17 protein-coding genes are annotated in these 21,227 nt (G+C 70.9%); 4 read left to right on the top strand and 13 right to left on the bottom strand.

What is annotated here, in order from left to right; translation table 11 throughout:
* Positions 1-13 precede the first annotated feature (13 nt).
* From DEJ35_RS14165 to DEJ35_RS17475, 3 genes are all read left to right on the top strand, one after another.
* On the top strand, positions 14-559 hold the full coding sequence (locus tag DEJ35_RS14165) for a hypothetical protein (RefSeq protein WP_111192982.1): 546 nt from the start codon (positions 14-16) through the stop codon (positions 557-559).
* 69 nt (positions 560-628) lie between these two features.
* Positions 629-934 (top strand): hypothetical protein, encoded by a 306-nt coding sequence (locus DEJ35_RS14160; RefSeq protein WP_110862303.1) that lies wholly within the window; start codon positions 629-631, stop codon positions 932-934.
* Positions 935-1,426: 492 nt separating this feature from the next.
* Entirely contained in the window at positions 1,427-2,062 is a 636-nt protein-coding gene (locus tag DEJ35_RS17475; RefSeq protein WP_146244804.1) for a hypothetical protein, read from the top strand.
* Between the two features lie 71 nt (positions 2,063-2,133).
* Here the strand turns inward: DEJ35_RS17475 and DEJ35_RS14150 are convergent, their stop codons facing one another.
* A complete protein-coding gene (locus DEJ35_RS14150; protein WP_111192981.1) occupies positions 2,134-3,114 on the bottom strand; it encodes an alpha/beta hydrolase in 981 nt (326 codons plus the stop codon).
* A complete protein-coding gene (locus DEJ35_RS14145) occupies positions 3,107-4,534 on the bottom strand; it encodes an MFS transporter (protein ID WP_375342445.1) in 1,428 nt (475 codons plus the stop codon). The genes DEJ35_RS14150 and DEJ35_RS14145 overlap by 8 nt, the downstream gene beginning before the upstream one ends.
* A gap of 385 nt (positions 4,535-4,919) precedes the next feature.
* Between DEJ35_RS14145 and DEJ35_RS14140 the strand changes: the two genes are divergently transcribed.
* Positions 4,920-5,282 (top strand): hypothetical protein, encoded by a 363-nt coding sequence (locus tag DEJ35_RS14140; protein ID WP_110862299.1) that lies wholly within the window; start codon positions 4,920-4,922, stop codon positions 5,280-5,282.
* A gap of 115 nt (positions 5,283-5,397) precedes the next feature.
* Here DEJ35_RS14140 and DEJ35_RS14135 read toward each other — a convergent pair whose 3' ends face one another.
* From DEJ35_RS14135 to DEJ35_RS14085, 11 genes are all read right to left on the bottom strand, one after another.
* Positions 5,398-6,336: a glycoside hydrolase family 16 protein gene (locus tag DEJ35_RS14135; RefSeq protein WP_110862298.1), complete on the bottom strand. Its 939-nt coding sequence runs from the start codon at positions 6,334-6,336 to the stop codon at positions 5,398-5,400.
* A gap of 291 nt (positions 6,337-6,627) precedes the next feature.
* The gene (locus DEJ35_RS14130; protein ID WP_181420143.1) at positions 6,628-7,953 is read right to left on the bottom strand and encodes an alpha-hydroxy acid oxidase; all 1,326 of its coding nucleotides are present in this window, start codon (positions 7,951-7,953) and stop codon (positions 6,628-6,630) included.
* Positions 7,950-9,437, bottom strand: a complete 1,488-nt coding sequence (locus tag DEJ35_RS14125; protein WP_111091256.1) for a rhamnulokinase family protein — start codon at positions 9,435-9,437, stop codon at positions 7,950-7,952. The genes DEJ35_RS14130 and DEJ35_RS14125 overlap by 4 nt, the downstream gene beginning before the upstream one ends.
* A gap of 20 nt (positions 9,438-9,457) precedes the next feature.
* Positions 9,458-11,506, bottom strand: a complete 2,049-nt coding sequence (locus DEJ35_RS14120) for a bifunctional aldolase/short-chain dehydrogenase (protein ID WP_111192979.1) — start codon at positions 11,504-11,506, stop codon at positions 9,458-9,460.
* Positions 11,507-11,546: 40 nt separating this feature from the next.
* Complete coding sequence (gene rhaI / locus DEJ35_RS14115) at positions 11,547-12,719, bottom strand: L-rhamnose isomerase (RefSeq protein WP_111192978.1); 1,173 nt, start codon at positions 12,717-12,719, stop codon at positions 11,547-11,549.
* A 168-nt stretch (positions 12,720-12,887) separates the two neighbouring features.
* Positions 12,888-15,206 carry a family 78 glycoside hydrolase catalytic domain gene (locus tag DEJ35_RS14110; RefSeq protein WP_111192977.1) on the bottom strand — a complete coding sequence of 773 codons (2,319 nt, stop codon included), beginning with the start codon at positions 15,204-15,206 and terminating at the stop codon, positions 12,888-12,890.
* A gap of 118 nt (positions 15,207-15,324) precedes the next feature.
* A complete protein-coding gene (locus DEJ35_RS14105) occupies positions 15,325-16,131 on the bottom strand; it encodes a carbohydrate ABC transporter permease (RefSeq protein WP_258366682.1) in 807 nt (268 codons plus the stop codon).
* A 101-nt stretch (positions 16,132-16,232) separates the two neighbouring features.
* Positions 16,233-17,165, bottom strand: coding sequence for a carbohydrate ABC transporter permease (locus DEJ35_RS14100; RefSeq protein ID WP_232536511.1), 933 nt, complete (start codon positions 17,163-17,165; stop codon positions 16,233-16,235).
* 5 nt (positions 17,166-17,170) lie between these two features.
* Positions 17,171-18,490, bottom strand: a complete 1,320-nt coding sequence (locus DEJ35_RS14095; RefSeq protein WP_111192976.1) for an ABC transporter substrate-binding protein — start codon at positions 18,488-18,490, stop codon at positions 17,171-17,173.
* 406 nt (positions 18,491-18,896) lie between these two features.
* Positions 18,897-20,003, bottom strand: a complete 1,107-nt coding sequence (locus DEJ35_RS14090) for a LacI family DNA-binding transcriptional regulator (protein WP_111192975.1) — start codon at positions 20,001-20,003, stop codon at positions 18,897-18,899.
* A gap of 43 nt (positions 20,004-20,046) precedes the next feature.
* Positions 20,047-21,057 (bottom strand): LacI family DNA-binding transcriptional regulator, encoded by a 1,011-nt coding sequence (locus DEJ35_RS14085; protein WP_071247721.1) that lies wholly within the window; start codon positions 21,055-21,057, stop codon positions 20,047-20,049.
* Between the last annotated feature and the right edge of the window lie 170 nt (positions 21,058-21,227).

The following is a 21,227-nucleotide window of genomic DNA, read 5'->3' as shown; positions in this document are numbered from 1 at the left end:
GTACGTTCGGAGCATGGGAACCGAACGGGCCGACGGACCGGCCGTGGACGAGCACGGGCACGAGCACGATCCGTACGAACGCCGCCCCGGGTACGTCACGAGTGTCGACGGCCGGACCGACCGGATGACCACGGACATGTTCGTGGGCATCGCGGTCGGGTTCGTCCTGGTGATCGTCTTCGGGTCCTTCCACATCGTCGAGTGGATCGCCATCGGAGCTGCCGTCGTCATCGGCGCCGCGGTCTGGTTGGTCCTGCGCAGTCGGCGACGGCGTGCAGATCGCCGCGCGGATCGGTCGCCCGACGCCGTCCCTCGTGCTCGGGACCGCGCGATCGCCGAGGCGAACGGTGGGCGCCGGTTCTTCGTCGCGCAGAACCCGGTCGTCGTCATCGTGATGGGCGCAGTCTTCATCGGTGTCGCGGTCGCCCCGCTGCTGTTCGGTGGAGTCTCCATCGGCCGGATCGTGACCGGCGTCGTCGTCGTCGCGAGCGGTGTCGTCTGCATCGTGCAGGGGATCGGCACCCTGCGGGTGCGTCGTCGTGAGCGCAGCGGCGGTTGAACCGCGGTCGACAACCGCCGCCCGAAGTGGGCGCATCCGCGTGCCCCGCGGACCGATACGCTCACCACCGTGACTGCACTGCACGCTGGGCGACGCTTCGGCACCACCCGAGGCGAGTTCGCGCTCCTGATGACCGTGACCGTCGTCCTCGGACTCGTGGTCCCGGCAGGCGGGCTGCTGGCCGCCTTCGGTTCGCTGCTGACCGGCGTCCGTGACGACCGTCGCCGCGTCCGTGCCCTGTTCATCGTCGGCCTGAGCCTGTTGGTGCTGCAGGTCGCGTTCGTCGCCTTCGCGCTCTGGGGGCCGACCCAGGTCTGCGCGTCGACGAACGGCGGCCCCGAGACCTGCCAGACGTACTGGCCCTGGGAAGGCTGACGCGTCGTCGACGCGACCACAGGGCGGACGGGAGGCCCGGTGCCAGCTGGCACCGGGCCTCCCGTCGGTACCGGGTGGACCATCGGGCGTCAGGTCGCCAGTGCTCGCATGTTGCGGGACCGTGACCCGGCAGGGCGTCTCGTTGCCGTACTTCGTCCGGACGGGTGGTGCAGGGTCCACGGTGGCGTCGACAGCGGCCTACGACACCTGCGGCCAGGTTGGGTGGAGCGAGTAGGAGTGCACGGACTGCGGCGCCGTGCTCACGGGGTTCCGCCGGGCCCTGCGGCGAAGAGCCCGCCGCGACGAAGCGGCGCCCGCACGCTGAGCAGGCCGAGGCCGGAGCGAACGGGGGCAGCGCCGGCGCGAACTCCGAATCGTGTTGCTGGTTACCGCAATGTCGCTGAGGAACCATCGCGTGCGCCGGTTGTCCGGCAGTACGGTCCGGGAACAGCCTGACTCGAGGCTGCGCGAAGCCGAGCCGAAGGCGACCCGATGGAAAAGCGCGACAAGCGACGGCCTCGCGCCCTCGCGTTCAAGAAGGATCTCGGCGCGCAGTTCAGCGATGATCCGATGCGGACGAGAGCAGCTCAGGTCGCGCCACGACTCCTCGGTGCGGCGAAGGCGAGTGCTACGCGAACGCACACCGCAGGCGGCTCGACAGCGAACGGCGGACTCCGCAAGGTCGGCGCTGAGCCGGTCCCGTCGCAGCTCGGTACGGCGCGCGAGGGGCTCTTCCTCGCCAGCAGGAGCGTCCCGATCGGATGTGGTGTCGCGCGCACGATCAGCCCGCAATCCCTGCCGGTCGCGAGGATCGTGGATCTCGAGTTGCGCGATGCAGAGCTCGACGAGCGCGGCGGGTCCGAGTGGCAGGCCGTCGAGGTGCTCACGGAGTCCTGGCCTCCGGTCATCGAACTCGCTGCAGAGGAGCTGGCGGCGGACACCATCGTCATGCCCGTCGTCGGCGATCGCGTGCACTACAGCCGCGGTTCGGGGCACCTCATCGGGCTGCAGGGAGTCGTCGTCGCGTCCGATGACGGACGAGCTCTGCCGCGGGGGCTGCGGTCCGTGCAGCTCGATGATGAGGCGTGGCCGATCGTCGTCGCGGTGGTGTGCCTGGATCGGATCTAGCTGATGCTGCGACCCGGTCCCGGTCCCGGTCCCGGCATGAGCGCCACGATGCGCTCGTGCCGGGGCCGCCCTCAAATGGCCGGGCCGAGGAGGCGCCAGGTGAACTCGCGCAGGGCCTGCACGGCCCGCTGCGACAGGGTCGCGTCGGGCACCATGCTCGTCGATCCGTGGAACGCTCCCGGCCACACGTGCAGTTCCGCCTGGACTCCTGCCGCCCACAGCGAGCTGGCGTAGGCGACGGTCTCGTCGCGGAACACCTCGGTGCTGCCGCAGTCGATGTACGCGGGCGGGAGCCCGGTGAGGTCGGTCGCGCGCCCGGGTGCAGCGTAGATCGACACGTCCTCGTCACCACGCCGGTCACCGAGGTAGGCGTCCCAGCCGAACCGTGTCATCTCCCGGTCGGCGACCCCGACACCGTCGAACTGCCGAGCCGACAGGGTCGCGTCGCGGTCGTCGAGCATGGGACTCACGAGCACCTGGCCGATGACGGAGGGCCCCTGTCGGTCGCGGGCGAGGAGGGCCGTGCCGGCGACGAGACCGGCCCCGGCGCTCTGCCCGACGAGGACGATGCGCTCCGGGTCGATGCCGAGTTCGTCGGCGTGCTCGGCTACCCAGAGGAGACCGGCGTAGCAGTCCTCGACCGGGTACGGGTCCGGGTGCTCCGGCGCCAGACGGTAGCCGGGGCTGACCAGGACGACATCGTGCACCAGCAGCCACTCGTCGTAGGAGTCGAGGTTGCCGAGGTGGTGGCCGAACACCATGCCGCCGCCGTGGATCGCGTAGGCCAGGGCAGCTGTACCGGTACGGCCGGTGCGTTGGATCACGGCGAGATCGATCGGGGCGCCGCGGTGCCCCGGGATCGTGATGCTGCTCCGTTCCAGGCCGCGAGCATGCAGCCCTTCGTCGAGCTGCGCCTCCGTCATGTCCAGCTGTCGCATCTGCGGCAGCATCTGGGTCGTGAGGTGGAAGCGGCCTCGCGCGTCCATGGCGGTGAGGAAGGGCACGAACTCGGGATCGAACGGCGGGCGGGGAAGGGCGATGGTGTCAGGCACGGGAGGTCTCCTCGGTGATGGTGGTCCGGTCGGTGTGTGCAGGGGTGGTGTCGGCAGGTTCGGCCGGGGCTCCGTCTTCCGGTTCGACGGTGGGCCGGGCTCCGAGCATGCCGAGCACGACGAGCAGTGCTGCGACCGCGGCGAGGCCGAGGCCGGCGACGGTGAGGGCGTCCTGGAAGCCCTCGATCCGGGCGGCGGTCCAGGTGGTCGTGGTGATGCTCCCGGCGACGAAGGCGGCGACGATGGTCCCCGCCGCGGCAACGGCGGCACCGCCCGCGAGCTCGCTCGAGGTGTCGACGAGCGCCGCTCCGACGGAGGTGCGGTCCGCGGGCAGGCCCGTGAGGACCGACGCGCCGGCGACGACGCCGACGACCCGCATGCCGGCGGCGACGAGCACGAGCGCGACGAGCACCCACGGGTACCCGTACCGGCTCAGGGCGCCGAAGACCGCGAGACCGGAGACGACCGAGACGGCGCTCATCCAGGCGGCGCGGCCCAGGCCGACCCGTTGCACGAACGGCCCGACGAAGCGGCCACCGACGAGCAACACGACCACCTGCGGCAGCGTCCCGACCGCGGCCAGGGCCGGCGACCACCCCCAGGCGAACTGCAGCTGCAGGGTCACGAGGTACGACAGTCCGGCGACGGCCAGACCCGACGCGGCCTTGAACGCGAGGCCGCTCGAGACGAGTGGTCGGGCGAGCAGGTGCAGGTCGATCAGCGGGTGCCGCGCGGTCCGCTCGCGGGCGACGAACCCCACTCCGCAGGCGACGGCGAGCGCGAGGACGCCCCACCCCCACCAGCCGGCGGCTCCGGACTCGACCAGGATCGTCGGCGCCACGAGCGCTCCAGCCGTGGTCACGGTGCCGAGCAGCGCTCCGACCACGTCGACCGGATCGCGACGGAGCCCTGCCGCCTCGTCGCGGGTGACACCGAACCGGATGCCGATGAGCGCGAGGACCGCGATCGGCACGTCGGCCAGCAGCAGCACCTGCCACGGGGCGACGGCGAGCACGAACCCGCCGACGGTCGGACCGATGGCCAGCCCCACGAGCCCGGCCGTCGAGATGACGGTGAGTGCCCGCACCCGGAGACCTTCGTCGTCGAAGAGGCGGAACGCCAGCGCCATGGACCCGGGCGTCGTCATCGCCGCGGCGACGCCCATCGTTCCCCGCACGGCGATCAGTTGCTCGGTCGACGTGACCACCGCCGTGGCGAGGCTGGCCAGGGCCAGCAGGACGAGCCCGGCGAGCATGACCCGACGGCGTCCGATGCGGTCGGCGACGGCGCCGAAGAGCAGCATCAGCCCTCCGAAGGCGACCGAGTAGGCACCCGAGACCCACTGCAGGCCCGTCGTCGACGAGCCCAGGTCGCGGCCGATCGTCGGCAGGGCGACGTTGAGCACGGAGTTGTCGAGCATCTCGAACAGGAACACAGCGGACAGCCCGGCGAGGGCGATCCAGGCGTCGCGCAGACGAGGAGACGAGTCACCGGCAGGCACGTGCCCGGTGGTGAGAGCGGGACTGGGGGACACGATGGCGCACTCCTTCGAGGGAAGAAGTGGCGACTCGTTCGATGCCGCGTGCGGGTGCGTCGCAGATCGCGGCGCCTTTTACCTCAGTGATCGAGACCATACCCGGACTGCTCGCGCGAAGGAAGTCGGCGGTCGGAGGCCCTCTCGCTACCGGGACCACTCCTCGCCGTTGGCGAGCTCCGAGCCAGTCTCGCCAGCCGTGGCAGCGGTCGGCGGCGGTTCCCCGACATCACAGTTCGAGGTGGGAAGTGGCAGGACCTACCCTGGACGGATGCTCTCCCGCCGCGAAGCCGCCGTCCGGCTCGACATCCCCCTCGAGATGGCGACCCGCCACGGCATCCCGTCGCGCCTGAGCGAAGCGGAGCTCGACGCGATCGAGCAGGACCCGCCCGCCTGGCTCGTGCAGTCCCGCGCCAACCGCACCGGCACCAAGAAGGTCTGGACGCGCCTGGAGTGCGTGGTCTGCGGCTTCGACGAAGAGGCGCGTCCGAAGAAGTGGTGGCCCGAGTGGGACTACCTGATGTGCGACTACCACGCCCCGTACCAGGCGCCCGAGCTCACCGCCGGCCTGACTCGGCGTGAGGTCGAGGGCATCGGCAGCCGTTTCATCGCCCTCGTCGACGAGAAGCACTAGCCCACAGGCTCCGCAGGGCGCGCTGCGGCAAGCAGACGCGACCACGCAGACGGACGGGAGGCCCGGTGCCAGCCGGCACCGGGCCTCCCGTCCGTCTCGGGTGGAGCTGCGGACGCTACTCGGTCGTCGAGACCCAGTCGATGAGCAGGTTGCCCTTCTCGCCCCAGTTGCCGACCTGGAACATGAAGCGGTGCGGGGTCGTCGGCACGTCGTGGGTGACGGTGCCCAGGACCTTGCCGTCGACGCTGTACGTGACGGACTCACCGGGGACCCAGTCGACCTTGTAGGTGTGCCAGTCGCGCCACGAGACGCCGGTGCCGAGCTGGACGCGCTCGGCTTCCTTGCCCGGGGTCATCGAGTGGTGGAACACCGAGGGGCTGTCCTCGAAGTTGCCCTCGGGGAAGTCGATCTCGCCGTCGGCCCACACGTTCGACGTCGGCCACAGCATGAAGGCCGCGCCGTTGCCGTCGCCGCCGGTCGCCTTCGCGCGGACCGAGAACGAGCCACCGACGTGGTCCCAGGCGCCGTCGGAGGAGCCGAAGGTGCCGGCCGCTCCGGCACCGGTGCCGAGGGCGACGTCCATCACGCCGTCGTGCACCGACACGGTCTTGCTCGGCGCGTAGATGCCCGAGGTGCCGTCGGGGTAGGCCTGCCACGACTGCGGGTAGAGCGACGAGACCAGGCCGGTGACCGCGTTCTTGGTGAAGTCCTCGACGAACGAGGCGTCCGGTGCGATCGCGGAGAGGTCCGCGGGGGATCCATCCGCTTCGGGTGCCGCCTCCGGCGCGGCCTCGGGCGCGGGCTCGGCGACGGGGGCGGAGTCCTCGATCGGCGCCGAGTCCTGCTCGGACTCAGCATCCGGGGTCCACTCGTCGGTGGGGGCCGGGGTCTCCGTCTCGTCCGGGGCCGGCGTCGGGGTGGGGTTCACCGGGGCGTTGTGCCAGCGGCGTTCGCCGTCCCAGCCCCACCAGGTGCGGGCGGAGGCGGCGGTGGGGACGCCGAGGACCAGGGCGCCGGCGGTCGCGATCGCGAGGATCGCGCGGTGGCGGATCATCGGGTGCCCCCTCGGGTGGTCAGGGGCGTGGACGTGTTCCGTGGGGTCGTGCCGCGCGAGGGCGTGCACGTGCTTCGGGTCGAGATGTCGGGCTCCTCGTGGATGCTCGGGCGCAGGATGCGGGGAGGGACGGACGCATCAGCCGGCCGGATGCCGAGGGTTTCGTTGACACGTCCACGGACATCTTGCATCATTTGTGACCCGTTCGGGGGGCGTCACGGAAATCGACCGACGAACGCCCGGTGTCCGACCGTCGAACGTGCACGGTGCAACGCGCGGCGAGCCGACGGGTCAGACCCGGGGGATCGGCTGCAACCGCTGCAGCTGCGTCACGTGCCCCGGCTCGAGCTCATCGAGCGAGGCCACCCCGAGCAGCCGCATGGTCCGCTCGATCTGCTCGGACAGGATCTGGATCATCCGGTCCACCCCGGCCTCGCCGCCGGCCATCAGCCCGTACAGGTAGGCACGGCCGACCATCGTGAACTTCGCGCCGAGGGCCACGGCAGCCACGATGTCGGCGCCGGACATGATGCCCGTGTCGAGGTGCACCTCGGTGTCCTTCCCGACCTCCTTGACGACGGAGGGCAGCAGGTGGAAGGGCACCGGGGCGCGGTCCAGCTGCCGGCCGCCGTGGTTCGACAGCGTGATGCCGTCGACCCCCAGGTCCGCCAGGCGCTTGGCGTCGGCCAGCGACTGCACGCCCTTCACGACGACCTTGCCCTGCCACTGGTCACGGATCCAGGCGAGGTCCTCGTAGGTGACGGTCGGGTCGAACATGTGGTCGAGCAGCTCGCCGACGGTGCCGGACCAGCGGTCGAGCGACGCGAACGCCAGCGGCTCGGTGGTCAGGAAGTCGAACCACCACCACGGCCGCGGGATCGCGTTCACCACGGTCCGGGCACTCAGCTGTGGCGGGATCGAGAACCCGTTCCGCTTGTCCCGCAGCCGCGCACCCGCGACGGGGACGTCCACGGTGACGAGCAGGGTGTCGAAGCCGGCCTGCTGGGCGCGGGAGACCAGCGCCATCGACTTCTCGCGGTCCTTCCACATGTACAGCTGGAACCAGTTGCGCCCGTGCGGGTTGGCGTCGCGGACGTCCTCGATCGCGGTGGTGCCCATGGTGGAGAGCGAGAACGGGATGCCGGCACGTCCGGCGGCCCGGGCACCGGCCCGCTCGCCCTCGGTCTGCATCATCCGCGTGAAGCCCGTCGGCGCGATGCCGAACGGGTAGGACACCGGCGCCCCGAGCACCTGACGCGAGGTGTCCACCCTCGACACGTCCCGCAGGATCGCCGGGGTGAACTCGATGTCCTCGAACGCCTGCCGGGCACGGGCGAGGGAGATCTCCGCCTCGGCCGCGCCCTCGGTGTAGTCGAACGCGGCCTTCGGGGTGCGACGGGCGGCGATGTCCCGCAGGTCCCAGATCGTCAAGGCCTGTTCGAGGCGCTGACGCCGACCCGGCAGCGAAGGCTTCTTGAACTGCATGAGCGGCGCGAGGTCCCGCACCGTCGGCAGCTGCCGCTTGACCCGCGTGCGGGCGGCGGACGCGGCGCCGGTCGCGGGTGCCGGTGCGCCTGTTGCGGGGTCGATCCGGTGCTGGTCGTCGGTCGTGGTCATGCGTGGCTCCTGACGGGGGATCGATCGGGATCGGCGCGCGACGACGCCGAGGGGGTGTACCGCACGGGCTCGACGCTCCGTGCGACGATGCTGCGGAGTGCCTCCAGTGAAGCCCCTCCGAGGCCCGCGAGTCCGACGGCGCGCGCCTGCACCAGCACGTTGCCGAGCGCGGTGGCCTCGACCGGCCCCGCCACGACCGGCAGGCCGGTCCGGTCCGCGGTCAGCTGGCAGAGCAGCCGGTTCTGCGAGCCGCCGCCCACGACGTGCACGACCCGGATGGCCTTGCCGGTCACGTCGGCGATGGTGCGCAGGGTCTCGGCGTACGCCGTCGCGAGCGACTCGAGGATGCTCCGGACGAACTCCGCGCGCGAGGCGGGGGCGCTCATCCCGTGCGCCGCGCACCACGCTGCGATCCGCGCCGGCATGTCGCCGGGTGCGGTGAACGACTCGTCCGCGGGGTCGAAGACGGGGACCGGGGCGGTGACGGCCGCGGCGGAGGCGAGCAGGGCCTCCAGGTCGACCTGGTCGCCACCGCGCTCCCAGGTGCGGACGCTCTCCGACAGCAACCACAGTCCGGACACGTTCTTCAGGAACCGGACGCGACCGTCGACACCGCCCTCGTTCGTGCAGTTCGCGCGTCGCGCCGCGTCCGACAGGACGGGCGCGTCGAGCTCGACGCCGACGAGCGACCACGTGCCCGACGAGATGTAGGCGAAGTCCGGCTCCGTCGCGGGGACCGCGACGACGGCGCTCGCCGTGTCGTGCGAGCCGACCAGCGTCACGTCGGCCTGCCCGCCGACGAGCTCGGCAACGGACGGCAGCAGGGGGCCGAGTCGGTCGCCCGGGTCGCGCAGCGTGGGCAGCAGCCCGGCCGGGAGGCCCGCAGCAGCCCGCACCGCCGGGTCCCACCCACGGGTGGTCGCGTTCAGTGCCCCGGTCGTCGAGGCGTTCGTGCGTTCGGCCGCCTCGACCCCCGTCAGCCAGTACCCGAGCAGGTCGGGCACGAGCAGCGCACGCTGTGCGAGTTGCAGCGACGGGTCGGCAGCCCACTGGAACAGGGTGTTGAACGGCAGGTGCTGCAGGCCGTTCCGGGCGTACAGCTCGGCGGCGTGCATCCGGTCGTGCACGGGGACGACACCGCCCTGGTGCCGGTCGTCGCGGTAGTGCGACGGCAGCCCGAGCAGTCGGCCGTCGCGGAGCAGGCCGTAGTCGACCGCCCACGAGTCGATGCCGACGCTGGCGATCGCGGGGTGCTCGGCGAACGCACGCCGCAGCCCCTCGGTCACCTGCCGGTACAGCTCGACGACGTCCCAGTGCAGGGCGTCGCGGCCGGTGTCGTCGTCGCCCTCGTGCAGGGTGACGGGGCCGTTCGGGAACCGTGCGACGTGGTCCATCCGGACCCCGTACTGGTCGACGTGGCCGACGATCACCCGGCCGCTGGTGGCCCCGAGGTCGACCGCGGCGACGCTGCCGCTGGTGTGCATGCTCGTGCTCCTGCTCGTCGCTACCGCAGGAAGGCCGCGGCGACGCCCGCGTCGACGGGCACGTGCAGGCCGGTGGTGTGCGAGAAGTCGTCGGTGCAGATGGCGTAGACGGCGTTCGCGACGTTCTCGGGCACGACCTCGCGCTTCAGGATCGTGCGCTGCGCGTAGAACCTGCCGAGGTCCTGCTCCTCGATGCCGTACGTCTTGGCGCGGTTGGCACCCCAGCCGCTCGCGAAGATGCCGGAGCCGCGCACGACCCCGTCGGGGTTGATGCCGTTGACGCGGACGCCGTGCTCACCGAGCTCGGCCGCGAGCAGCCGCACCTGGTGGGCCTGGTCGGCCTTCGTGGCGGAGTAGGCGATGTTGTTCGGCCCGGCGAACACCGAGTTCTTCGACGAGATGTAGACGATGTCGCCGCCCAGGCCCTGCTCGATGAGGACCTTCGCGGCGGCCTTCGACACCAGGAACGAACCCTTCGCCATCACGTCGTGCTGCAGGTCCCAGTCCTGCTCGGTGGTCTCGAGCAGGCTCTTGGACAGCGACAGCCCCGCGTTGTTGACGACGAGGTCGAGGCCGCCGAAGTGCAGCAGGGTCTGCTGGATCGCCCGGTCGATCGCGGCGGCGTCCGTCACGTTCGCGGCCACGCCGATCGCGCGGTCGCCGTCGCCGATCTCGGCGGCGGTCTCCTGCGCCTTCGCCAGGTCGAGGTCGGCGATGACGACGGCGGCACCCTCGGCCGCCAGGCGCTTCGCGATCGCCTTGCCGATGCCGGACGCTGCCCCGGTGACCAGGGCGATGCGCGTCGCGAGCTTCCTGGGCGCGGGCATCCGCTGCAGCTTCGCCTCTTCGAGTGCCCAGTACTCGATCCGGAACTTCTCGGCCTCGTCGATGGGGGCGTAGGTGCTGACGGACTCGGCACCGCGCATCACGTTGATGGCGTTGACGTAGAACTCGCCGGCGACGCGGGCGGTCTGGGCGTCCTTGCCGTACGAGAACATCCCGACGCCGGGGACCAGCACGATGAGCGGGTCGGCGCCGCGGATCGCGGGGGAGTCCGGCGCCCGGTGCCGGTCGTAGTACGCCTGGTAGTCCGCGCGGTACTGCTCGTGCAGTTCGTGCAGGCGGGCGGTCTGCTCGTCGACGCTCGCCGTTGCGGGCAGGTCGAGGACGAGCGGCTTGACCTTGGTGCGCAGGAAGTGGTCCGGGCAGCTCGTGCCCAGCGCTGCGAGGCGCGGTGCCTGCTCGCTCGCCAGGAAGTCGAGCACGACGTCGGTGTCGGTGAACCGACCGACGACGGGCTTGTCGTGTCCGGCGATGCCGCGGATCGTCGGGGCGAGGGTGGCGGCGCGTGCACGGCGTTCCTCGGTGGGCAGGGCCTCGTACCCGGGACGGACCGGGCCGAACGGGTCGGCGGTGCCGTTGGCCGCGAGGTACTGCTCGGCGGTGTCGATGATCCAGCGGGAGTTCGCTTCGGCCTCGTCGCTCGTGTCACCCCAGGCCGTGATGCCGTGGCCGCCCAGGATCGTGCCGACGGCGTCCGGGTGGTCGCGCTGCACGGCGGCGATGTCGAGCCCGAGCTGGAACCCGGGTCGGCGCCACGGCACCCAGACGACCCTGTCACCGAAGATCCGCTCGGTCAGGGCCGGACCGTCCGCCGCCGTGGCGATCGCGATGCCGGCGTCGGGGTGCAGGTGGTCGACGTGGGCGGCGTCGACGAGGGCGTGCATCGCGGTGTCGATCGACGGCGCTGCACCGCCCTTGCCGTGCAGCGTGTAGTCGAAGGCGGCGACCATCTCGTCCTCGCGCTCCACCCCGGGGTAGACGTCCTGGAGGGCACGGACGCGGTCGACGCGCAGGACCGCGAGGCCCGCCGGGGTGAGGGTGCCGAGGTCGCCCCCGGAGCCCTTCACCCAGAGCAGCTCGACCGGTTCGCCCGTGACGGGGTCGGTGTCGGTGCCCTTGGCGGAGGTGTTCCCGCCCGCGTAGTTCGTGATCCGCGGATCCGAGCCGAGCGCGTTCGAGCGCGCGACCAGCGCCCGGATCGTGGTGTCTGCGTCGGTGCCGTGCATTGCGGGGTCCACCCGTGCCTCCACTGTGTTCGTCATGTTCCTACGCGCCCCAGCCGGCCTGGACGCCGCCGACGCGGTCCGCTGCGATCGACTGCTGGTACCCGGACTCCAGGTAGGCGCGCATCGGGTTCGCCGGCAGCCCGCGGGACTCGCGCCAAGCGGCGAGGTCCTTCCGGACGTCGGTCTGGTACGCGTCCATGAAGACCTCGTTGGCGCCGAGGACGTCGTGCGCCTCTTGCGCGGCGGTCAGTGCGACGCGGTCGAGGAGCAGCGCGCGAGCCGTCATCTCCTGCACGTTGAGCACCGAGCGGATCTGGCCGGGGATCTTGTCCTCGACGTTGTGGCACTGGTCGAGCATGAACGCCACGTCGGGGTTGTCGTAGCCGCCGCCGCGGATGACCTCGACCAGGATCCGGAACAGCTGGAACGGGTCCGCGGCGCCCACGATCAGGTCGTCGTCGGCGTAGAAGCGCGAGTTGAAGTCGAAGGAACCGAGCTTGCCGAGGCGCAGGAGCTGCATCACGATGAACTCGATGTTCGTGCCGGGGGCGTGGTGCCCGGTGTCGAGGCAGACCATCGCCTTCGGCCCGAGTGCCGCCGTCTGCACGTAGCTGGTGCCCCAGTCGGGGACGTCCGTGTGGTAGAACGACGGCTCGAAGAACTTGTACTCGAGCACCAGTCGCTGGTCGGCGCCGAGGCGGTCGTAGATCGTGCTGAGCGACTCGTGCAGGCGGTCCTGGCGGGAGCGCATGTCCTCCTGCCCGGGGTAGTTCGAGCCCTCGGCGAGCCAGATCTTCAGGTCGCGGCTGCCGGTGGCGTCCATCACGTCGATGCAACGCAGGTGGTGGTCGATCGCCTTCTGCCGGATCGTCTCGTCGACGTGGGTCAGGGCACCGAACTTGTAGTCGTCGTCCTGGAACGTGTTCGAGTTGACGGTACCGAGGGACACCCCGTGCTCCTCGGCGTGGCGCTTGAGGTCGGCGAAGTCGTCCACCAGGTCCCACGGGATGTGCAGCGCGACGGTGGGGGCCAGGCCGGTGTACTCCTGCACCTGGGCGGCGTCGGCGATCTTCTCGTAGGGGTCGCGCGGAGTGCCCGGCGTGCTGAACACCTTGAAGCGGGTGCCGGAGTTGCCGAAGGCCCAGCTGGGCAGCTCGATCTGCTGTCGTGCCAGCTGGTCGGCGATGCCGGCGAAGCTCGGGGTCGATGTCATCGTGTCACTTCCTCGTGTGCGATTGAATCGTTTCATACGGTACGCGCTGCGCGGGGGCCGCGCAAGCGTGGTGGGTGGGGTGGTGCCGCAAAACACCGGTGTTCACGTGTTGAACACGCGCGTTCGGGGGTTCGACGCGCGAACACCGGTGTTTTGCGAGCCAGGCCCCTACGCGGCGGGGACCGCGGCAGGCGCGCGCAGGTCGTGCGTGCCCGCGCCGACGCGCTGCTCGGGGGCACCCGGCAGGCGCACCAGGGCCGAGACGCCCTCGGGCACGGTCGCCCGGACGCGCAACTCCCCGTCGACGAGCTCCCACCGCACGGCGACGTGCCCGTGCACCGTGTCGAGCGAGGTCTCCGCCCACGTCAGTCCACCGCCCGGCTGCGGCGCGATCAGGACGGCCGAGTACCCCGGTGACAGCGGCGACAGGCCACCCACCACCCGGTGCATCCAGTCCGCCACGGCACCGAGTGCGTAGTGGTTGAACGAGGTCATCTCACCCGGGTTGATCGTGCCGTCCGGCAGCATCGAGTCCCAGCGCTCCCACACCGTCGTCGCGCCCATCGTCACCGGGTACAGCCACGAAGGGCACTCGGTCTGCAGCAGCAGTCGGTAGGCGTCCTCCAGGTGGCCCGTCTGCGTCAGCGCGTCGGTGATGAAGGGCGTCCCCGCGAAGCCCGTCGAGATCCGGTACCCGGACGCCTCGACCAGCTCGGCGAGACGCTCGCCGGCCACGGCCTGCTCCTGCTCGGACAGGATCCCGAACACGATCGCCAGCGTGTACACCGTGGTCGCGTCCGACAGGATCCGCCCGTCGTCCTGCAGGTAGTGGGTGCGGTACCCGGCCTGGAGGCGCGTGGCGAGTTCCCGGAACTCCGCCGCTTCCGCCTCGTGACCACCCAACAGCTCCGCCGCGTCCGCCACGATCGTCGCGGACCGGTAGGCGCAGATCGTCGCGACGACGCCCTTGTCGGCCTTCGCGTCGGCCGGGGCCTCGGGCGGGGCGTCCGGGTCGAGCCAGTCGCCGAACTGGAACACGGTGTCCCACAGGTCCTCCGGGGACAGGTGGTCACGGACCCGGCGCAGGTGTGCGGCCATCGAGTCGAACTGCTCCTCGAGCACCGCGGTGTCGCCGTACGCCTGGTACAGGGTCCACGGCACCCAGACGCCGGCGTCCGACCAGACGGCGGTCGCGTCGGGCTTGCCGAAGTCCTCGGCGGGGGAGTACTTCAGCACGTCCGGCACCACGAACGGGATGACCCCGTCGGCGTGCTGCTGCTCGAGCCAGACGTCGCGCAGCCAGTCGGCCAGGAAGGTCCGCGTGTCGAACAGGTACGAGGCCGTCGGCGCGAACGCGGCGATGTCGCCCGTCCAGCCGAGTCGCTCGTCGCGCTGCGGGCAGTCCGTCGGCACGCTCAGGAAGTTGCCCTGCATGCCCCGGACGACGTTGTCGTGGAAGGTGTTCAGCAGTTCGTGGCTCGATTCGAAGGTGCCGGTGCGGGTGAGGTCCGAGCCGACCTGCACGGCGGTGACCGCGGCGCGGAGTTCGTCGTGCGTGCCCGGCCAGCCGTCGACCTGCGCGTAGCGGAACCCGTGGAACGTGAAGCGGGGCTCGAACGTCTCGGGCTCGTCGTCACCGCGCAGGGTGAAGTGGTCCGTCGCCTTCGCGGTGCGCAAGGGGCGGGTGCCGAGCTCGTCGTGCTCGAGCACCTCGGCGTGCTGCAGGGTGAGCACCGTGCCGGCCGGGCCGGTCGCGGTGACCCGGACCCAGCCGACCAGGTTCACGCCGAAGTCGACCAGGGTCGCTCCCGACGGGCTCGTCCAGATCTCGACCGGGGCGATCTCGGCAAGCGGACGCACCGGCGGCACCGTGTCGGCGACGAGTTCGCGCTCGCCGATGTCGACCGTGTGCACCGTGCTCGTGCGGCCCTGGTGGCCGTCGACGCTGGGCACGGTGACCTCGCCGGGCGTCAGGAACGAGCCGTCGCGGAGTCGGGCGTCGATGTCCTGCCCGTCGTAGAGCTGGTCCGCGGTGATCGCACTCGACAGGGCCTGCCAGTCGGTGTCGGTCGTCACGCGCTGCTCGTGCCCGTCGGTGAAGGTGATCCGGAGTTCGGCGAACCCGGCGCGCTCGTCCGTGTACCAGCCGCCACCGCCGCCCCAGGCCAGGCGTCCGGCGGCCCAACCGTTGCCGACGATGAGCGCGAGCACCGCGGGATCGCCCGGTGCCGCGTCGACGAGGTGTGGCGTGACGTCGTGGGACACGACGCGGATGCGCCACTCGTAGCTCGTCCACCCCGGTTCGAGCAGGTGGTCGGAGACGCGCTGTCCGCCGAGCCAGGCCTCGACGACGCCGAGTGCGCTGACGTCGAGCGTGGCGGCTGTGACGGCGCCGTGCCCGTCGTCGAGGGTGAACTCCCGACGCAGGATCGGGGCGCTGCCGAGGTCGCTGTCGGCCGCGATGAACGGTGCGGTCCAGGTGGTCATGTGATGGTCCTTTCACGCGACCGGTCGTCGTCGACCGGTGCGGGGTCGTTGGCCCGGCCGTGCGCCCGGGCGGGCGGTGTGGCGGAGGCGCGTCGCGCCTCCAGACCGGGGTGGGCGGTCAGCCCTTGACGGCGCCGCTGGTCATGCCGGCGACGATCTGACGGTTGAAGAAGACGTAGAGGATCAGCGGCGGGATCGTGATGAGCAGCACGTCGGTGAACAGCAGGTTCAGCTGGCTGACCGACTGGCTCTGGAACGCGTAGAGCGTCTGCTGCACCGTCGCGTTCTCGGACCCCGGCAGGAAGTACAGCGGGTTGGTGAAGTCGTTGAACACCGTCACCGACTGCACGAGCACGACCGTGATGATCACCGGCTTCAGCAGCGGCAGCACCACCCCGAAGAACAGGCGGATCGGGCCGGCGCCGTCGAGCACGGCGGCCTCGTCGAGTTCCTTCGGGATCGTCGCGACGAACGCCCGGAACAGCAGGATGCAGAAGGACAGGCCGAACGTCGCCTCGATCAGGATCATCCCGCCCATGGTCTTGAACAGGTTGAGCCCCTGCAGCACCCAGATGGTCGGCACGATCGCCGGCGGCACGATGAGCCCCGCCAGCACGAAGAAGTTGATCAGGCCGTTCCACCGGCTCGGTCGCCGCTGCAGGACGTACCCGACCATCGCGGAGAACACCACCATCACGGTCACGCTGCCGACGGTGAGCAGGGCACTGTTCCAGAACGCGCGGAGGATGCCTCCGTCGCCGCTCTGGAACACCGCCTGCAGGTTCTGCCACAGCTGCCAGTCGGTCGGCAGGCTGAAGCCGAGCTGGTTCGCCTCGGCCGGGTTCTTCGCCGCCTGGAGCAGGACGAAGACGAACGGCACCAGGAACACGACGAAGCTGACGACGATGGCGATCGAGCCGATGATCCACCTGCGGGCGCGCCCGGGGTGGCGGTTCCGGCTCGCCGGTGTGGGGCGGCGGCTGCCGGACGCCGACGCGTGACCGGTTCCGGGGGTGGTGACGGCGGTCACAGGTCCGCCTCCTTGCGGTTGAGGAGCCATGAGACGGGCACCATGATCGCCGTGACGACGACGAACAGGACCACGTTGCCGGCGGTGGACAGGCCGTAGAAACCGGCCTGGTACTGCTTGTAGATCACGCTCGCGATCACGTCGCTCGTGAACCCCGGCCCGCCGCCGGTCATCGCCCAGATCAGGTCGAACGACCGCAGGCCGCCGATGAGCGACAGGATGATGACGGTGCCCATCGCGGGGCGGGACAGCGGCAACGTGATGTTCCGGAAGATCGACCACGCGCTCGCGCCGTCGACCCGTGCCGCCTCGAAGTACTCCTGCGGGATCGCCACGATGCCGGCGATGAAGATGAGCGTCGCGATGCCGACGCCCTTCCAGACGTCCACCGCGGCGACGCTCCACAGCGCGAGCGCCGGGTCGGTCAACCACCCGGGGGTGGGCAGGCCGACCGAACCCAACACACCGTTGATGATCCCGTGGAACGGGTCCATCAGCGCCTTGAACGTGATGCCGATGCCGATGGTCGACACGAGCACCGGGAAGAACACGACCGCCCGCAGGTAGCCGCGCCCCAGCACGGGCGACGTGAGGAGCAGGGCGAGGGCCAGTCCGAGGACCACCTTCGCCGCGCTCGTCACGAAGCCGTACTGGAAGGTGTGCACGAACCCGGAGACGAGCTGCGGGTCCTGGAAGAACCGGACGAAGTTGTCGAAGCCGATGAAGGTCTGGTCGAACAGCGTCCAGCGGGTGAGCGAGAAGTAGAACCCGGCGAAGGTCGGGACCGCGAAGAACACGACGTACAGCGCGATCGCCGGGATGAAGAACCACGCGGGGTAGAACGAGCGCATCCGCTTGCGCGCTGGTCCGGGCCGACCGGCCTTGCGGGTCTGCGGCGGGGCCACCGCCGTCGTGAGGGTCGCGGTCACGCCGGTCACCAGCCCTTGATGCCGAGCTGCTGTGCCTGCTGCACGACGTCGTCGTCGTACTGGTCAGCACCCTTGGCCGCGGTGGTGATGCCCGAGCCGACCTGCACGCAGATCTTCTCGAGGTTCGGGCCCTTGATCGGGGACAGGAACTCGAGCGCCGGGCTCGCCTTGCCGTCGTCCAGGTACTTCTGCAGGTCGTCGATCATCGGGGGTACGTCGTCCGGCAGCGAGCAGGTCGAGATGACGTACGGGCCACCGGGGGTGCCGGTGTCGTTCTGCACCTGGCAGCCCTCGGACGAGTTCGCGAAGGCGATGAACTTCTTCGCCGCCGCCAGCTTGTCGCCCGTGGTGGTCTTCGGGATGTACAGGCCGTTCGGCTCCCAGATCGTCAGGTTCGTGTCCGCGGCGTCCTCGGCGGGCAGGGCGAACGCGCCGATGTCCTCGACCGCCTCGGGGGAGTCCTGCTGGATCGCCGAGATCGCGTTCGTGAGCATCGGGTACTGCGCGCCGGTGCCGTCGGCCAGCATCTTCAGGCCGTTCGCCTGCGTGGCCGAGGCGTAGTCCTCGTTGTACAGGTCCTTGTCCTTGCCCTCGGCGAGGTGCTCGAACCCGGCGAGTGCGGGTTCGTCGGCGTAGGACTCCTTGTTGGCGGTGTAGTCGTCCGCCCACTTCTCGTCCTGTGCGGTGATGTTCGCGAAGTCGCCGAGGACGAACAGCTGGCTGGTCCAGGTGTCGCCGTAGGTCTGGATGATCGGGGCGACGTCGCCGGCGTCCTTGATCTCCTCGCTGTTGCTGATGAACTCGTCCCAGGTGGTCGGGACCTCGAGACCGAGGTCGTCGTAGACCTTCGTGTTGTAGAGCACCGCACCGCCGAAGCTCGTGCCGAACGGGGCGCCGTACATGCCCTTGTCGGTGCTGACGACCTTGGTGAACTGCGGGTCGACGTCGCCCGCCCACTTCTCGTCGGACAGGTCCACCAGGGTGTTGTCCGGGTTGAGGGCCTGCATGAGCGAGCCGGAGTTGTAGTTGAAGACGTCGGCGGCCTCGCCGGTCGACAGTCGGGTCTTGATCAGGTTGTCGCCGTCGGTGCCCTGGGGCCGGGTGTCGAACTTGACGGTGATGCCGGGATTGGCCTTCTCGAAGGCCTCGATGAGCGGCTTCGCGGTGGCCGCGGTGGCCGGCGCGTTGTCGGCCTGGTAGGTGATCTCGACCTTGCCGCCGCCTTCGTCGGCGGAGCCGCCGGACGAGCACGCTGCGAGCCCGCCGATCAGGACCGTCGCGCCGCCGATGGCGATCGCGCGCTTGGTCATGGAACGAACTGACATTCCTTACCTCCTCGTAAGGCCCGGGGCTGGGTACCCCGGGTGAAACGGACCCGGATCCCGCGCCGTCGCGGGGTCCGGTTACTGCGTTTTAGAACGTTTCAATCAGGATGGAACCACGCGGATTGAAGCGTGTCAATCGCTGTGCCGATTTCGTTACGCGATCCCGCGGAGCGGGTGCGGTGCGGTGTACGGGGTGGTCGCTCGCTTGTCCATTCGTCCGCCGACGCGCGGCGCTGCACCGTGCGCTGGTCGCGCCGCCCGCCGGCCGGGAGGCCCGTGTCGGCGCCGCCCCGCGCCTCCCGTCCGGTGCCGGGTCGCGTCCGCAGGCCGAGTCTCGGCTCCGCGGGCACGATGCGGCCGTGCGAGGGCGAGTCCTGTCCGCCTGGCCGAGTCTCGGCTGACGTGGTCAGGCCTCGGTGCGCCTCGGGTCGCTCGACGTGATCGTGCCCGCGACGACGGCTGCGGCGGCTGCTGCGGCCGCGCCCTCGCGACCGAGCGTGCTCTCGCGCGGCACCAGCTCGCTGCCGAGCACGACGGTCCGGTGCACGTGCATCGGGTCGGTGAGTTCCTCGAGCAGCAGCTCCACCGCGGCCGCACCCATCTCCGAGCCGTGCATCGTCACCGAGGTCAGCGGCACCGCACCGCCCCACGCCACGGAGTTGTGGTCGCAGCCCGACACGGGGATGTCCTCGGGGACACGGATCCCGGCGGCTCGGAGCTCGGAGACGACGGCCATCGCGAGCAGGTCGGTCACTCCGAGCACCCCGTCGGGGCGTTCGTCCGAGGGCATCCGGGCGATGCGGAGCCCGGCGTCGGTGCCACCCGGAGGGTCGATGTCCCCGGCGTCGACGTCGACGAGCTCGACCCCCGGGTGTGCCGCGACGGCCCGCAGCACGCCGGCCCGTCGCCGGTCGACGGGCTGCAGGTCCGGACGGGCGCTCACGAACCCGATGCGTCGGCACCCGCGCTCGATCAGGTGCTCGGTCGCCAGGAACCCGGCCTGCTCGTTGTCCACGACCACCGCGCACGCGTCGAGTTCGGTCGGCTCGTGGTTGACGTACACGACGGGTCGGCCGTGGCGCCGCGCGACCTCGACCTGGTCGCGGGATTCCGTCATCGAGGCGAGCAGGATCCCCGACACCCGGGCGCTCTCGAGGTAGGCGAGGTGTTCGCCCTGTGCCTGCAGGTCGTCCTCGCTGCTGGTGATCAGCAGGGTGAAGCCGCGTTCCCGCGCGGCCAGCTGTGCGCCGTTGACCATGTCGCTGAACAGGGAGTTCCGCAGCGACATCACCACCAGGCCGATCGCGCGCGTGCTGCCGGACACCAGCGCCCGGGCGTTGCGGTTCGGTGTGTACCCGAGCGCGTCGATCGCGTCCCGCACGCGTGCGGCGGTCGCGTCGGCGACCCGCTCGGGGTGGTTCAGGACGTTCGAGACCGTGGCGAGCGACACCCCGGCCCGGGCTGCGACGTGGTGCACGCTCGGCGGACCGTCGCGCCGGGGGACATGCACCATGCTCCGATCGTAGGCGGCGGGGGAGCCGTGTCCGGACCTCGCCCTAGGCGTCGGCGACGGAGGACTGCCGCACCACGAGCTCCGGTGTGAACTCCACGTGCTCGAGGTCGATGTCCTGCCCCTGCTCGACCTGCTTCGTCAGGAGTTCGATCGCGCGGCGACCGAGGTCCTGCGCGGGTTGCCGCACCGACGTCAGCGGGACCACGGCGGACTCGGCGAACGCGATGTCGTCGTAGCCGACGATGGCGATCTGCTCGGGCACCGCGATGGTGCCGCGCATGATGAAGGCCTGTTCCAGCCCGACGGCGAGCAGGTCGTTGGCGGCGAAGACGGCGTCCGGGCGTTCGGCGGCCGGGCGGGCCTGGATCGCTTCGCCGATGCGGCGCCCTTCGAGCACGGACAGCGAGGTGGTCGGCAGGGCTTCGAGCCGGATGCCCGCGGCCTGTGCGGCGGCGAGTGCCCCGGCGTGCCGGTCGGCGACCTGGCGGATGCCGAACGGCCCGCCGACGAAGGCGATGTGCGTGCGGCCGATCGCCGCGAGGTGCTCGACCGCGATGCGGCCGCCGGCGATGTCGTCGACCGAGACCGAGGCGAAGTGCTCGTCGTCGGCCCGACGGTCCACCAGCACCACGGCGGTGCCCTGGTCGCGCAGCCGCGCGAGCCGGGACAGGTCGTCACCGGCGGGGGAGATCAGGAGTCCGGCGACACGGCGTTCCTCGAACAGGTCGACGTAGGTGCGTTCGCGGTCGGTCGACTCGTCGGAGTTGCCGATCAGCACCGCGAGGCCGTTGTCCATCGCGGCGTCCTCGGCGCCCCGGGCGACGTCGGTGAAGAACGGGTTGCCGCCGTCGAGCACGATGAGCCCGACGGTGGAGCTGCGTCCGGCCCGGAGCTGCCGTGCGGAGTCGTTGCGGACGAACCCGAGCGTCGCGATCGCCGACTGCACGCGTTCCACCGTGCCGGGCGCGACCTTGTCGGGGCGGTTCAGCACGTTCGACACCGTGCCGAGGGACACGCCCGCGAGCGCTGCCACCTCTCGCACACTGACCGCCATGTGGCCATCCTGGCATCGGCGCGGTCCGCGCGGTCGGCCCGCGCCGTGATCTGTGGAAAACGCGGACGGGAGGCGCGGGGCGGGCCGGTGCCGGGCCTCCCGTCCGTGGGGTGGTCGCGTCGACTGCCCCCGCACGGTGCGAGGACCGGCCCGGCGAACCCGCTCTTGCC

Source organism: Curtobacterium sp. MCPF17_051, assembly GCF_003234595.1.
Taxonomy (GTDB): Bacteria; Actinomycetota; Actinomycetes; order Actinomycetales; family Microbacteriaceae; genus Curtobacterium; species Curtobacterium flaccumfaciens.
The sequence above is the reverse complement of the archived record's forward strand: the minus strand, read 5'-3'. Positions and strand labels throughout refer to the sequence as shown.

Excerpts from the sequence above, each read along its gene's own strand:
- DEJ35_RS14165 (WP_111192982.1), top strand. The coding sequence starts at position 14 with ATGGGAACCGAACGGGCCGACGGACCGGCCGTGGACGAGCACGGGCAC.
- DEJ35_RS17475 (WP_146244804.1), top strand. The coding sequence starts at position 1,427 with ATGGAAAAGCGCGACAAGCGACGGCCTCGCGCCCTCGCGTTCAAGAAG.
- DEJ35_RS14145 (WP_375342445.1), bottom strand. The coding sequence starts at position 4,534 with ATGCTCGACAACTCCGTGCTCAACGTCGCCCTGCCGACGATCGGCCGC.
- DEJ35_RS14140 (WP_110862299.1), top strand. The coding sequence starts at position 4,920 with ATGCTCTCCCGCCGCGAAGCCGCCGTCCGGCTCGACATCCCCCTCGAG.
- DEJ35_RS14135 (WP_110862298.1), bottom strand. The coding sequence starts at position 6,336 with ATGATCCGCCACCGCGCGATCCTCGCGATCGCGACCGCCGGCGCCCTG.
- DEJ35_RS14130 (WP_181420143.1), bottom strand. The coding sequence starts at position 7,953 with ATGACCACGACCGACGACCAGCACCGGATCGACCCCGCAACAGGCGCA.
- DEJ35_RS14125 (WP_111091256.1), bottom strand. The coding sequence starts at position 9,437 with ATGCACACCAGCGGCAGCGTCGCCGCGGTCGACCTCGGGGCCACCAGC.
- DEJ35_RS14120 (WP_111192979.1), bottom strand. The coding sequence starts at position 11,506 with ATGCACGGCACCGACGCAGACACCACGATCCGGGCGCTGGTCGCGCGC.
- rhaI (WP_111192978.1), bottom strand. The coding sequence starts at position 12,719 with ATGACATCGACCCCGAGCTTCGCCGGCATCGCCGACCAGCTGGCACGA.
- DEJ35_RS14110 (WP_111192977.1), bottom strand. The coding sequence starts at position 15,206 with ATGACCACCTGGACCGCACCGTTCATCGCGGCCGACAGCGACCTCGGC.
- DEJ35_RS14095 (WP_111192976.1), bottom strand. The coding sequence starts at position 18,490 with ATGTCAGTTCGTTCCATGACCAAGCGCGCGATCGCCATCGGCGGCGCG.
- DEJ35_RS14090 (WP_111192975.1), bottom strand. The coding sequence starts at position 20,003 with ATGGTGCATGTCCCCCGGCGCGACGGTCCGCCGAGCGTGCACCACGTC.
- DEJ35_RS14085 (WP_071247721.1), bottom strand. The coding sequence starts at position 21,057 with ATGGCGGTCAGTGTGCGAGAGGTGGCAGCGCTCGCGGGCGTGTCCCTC.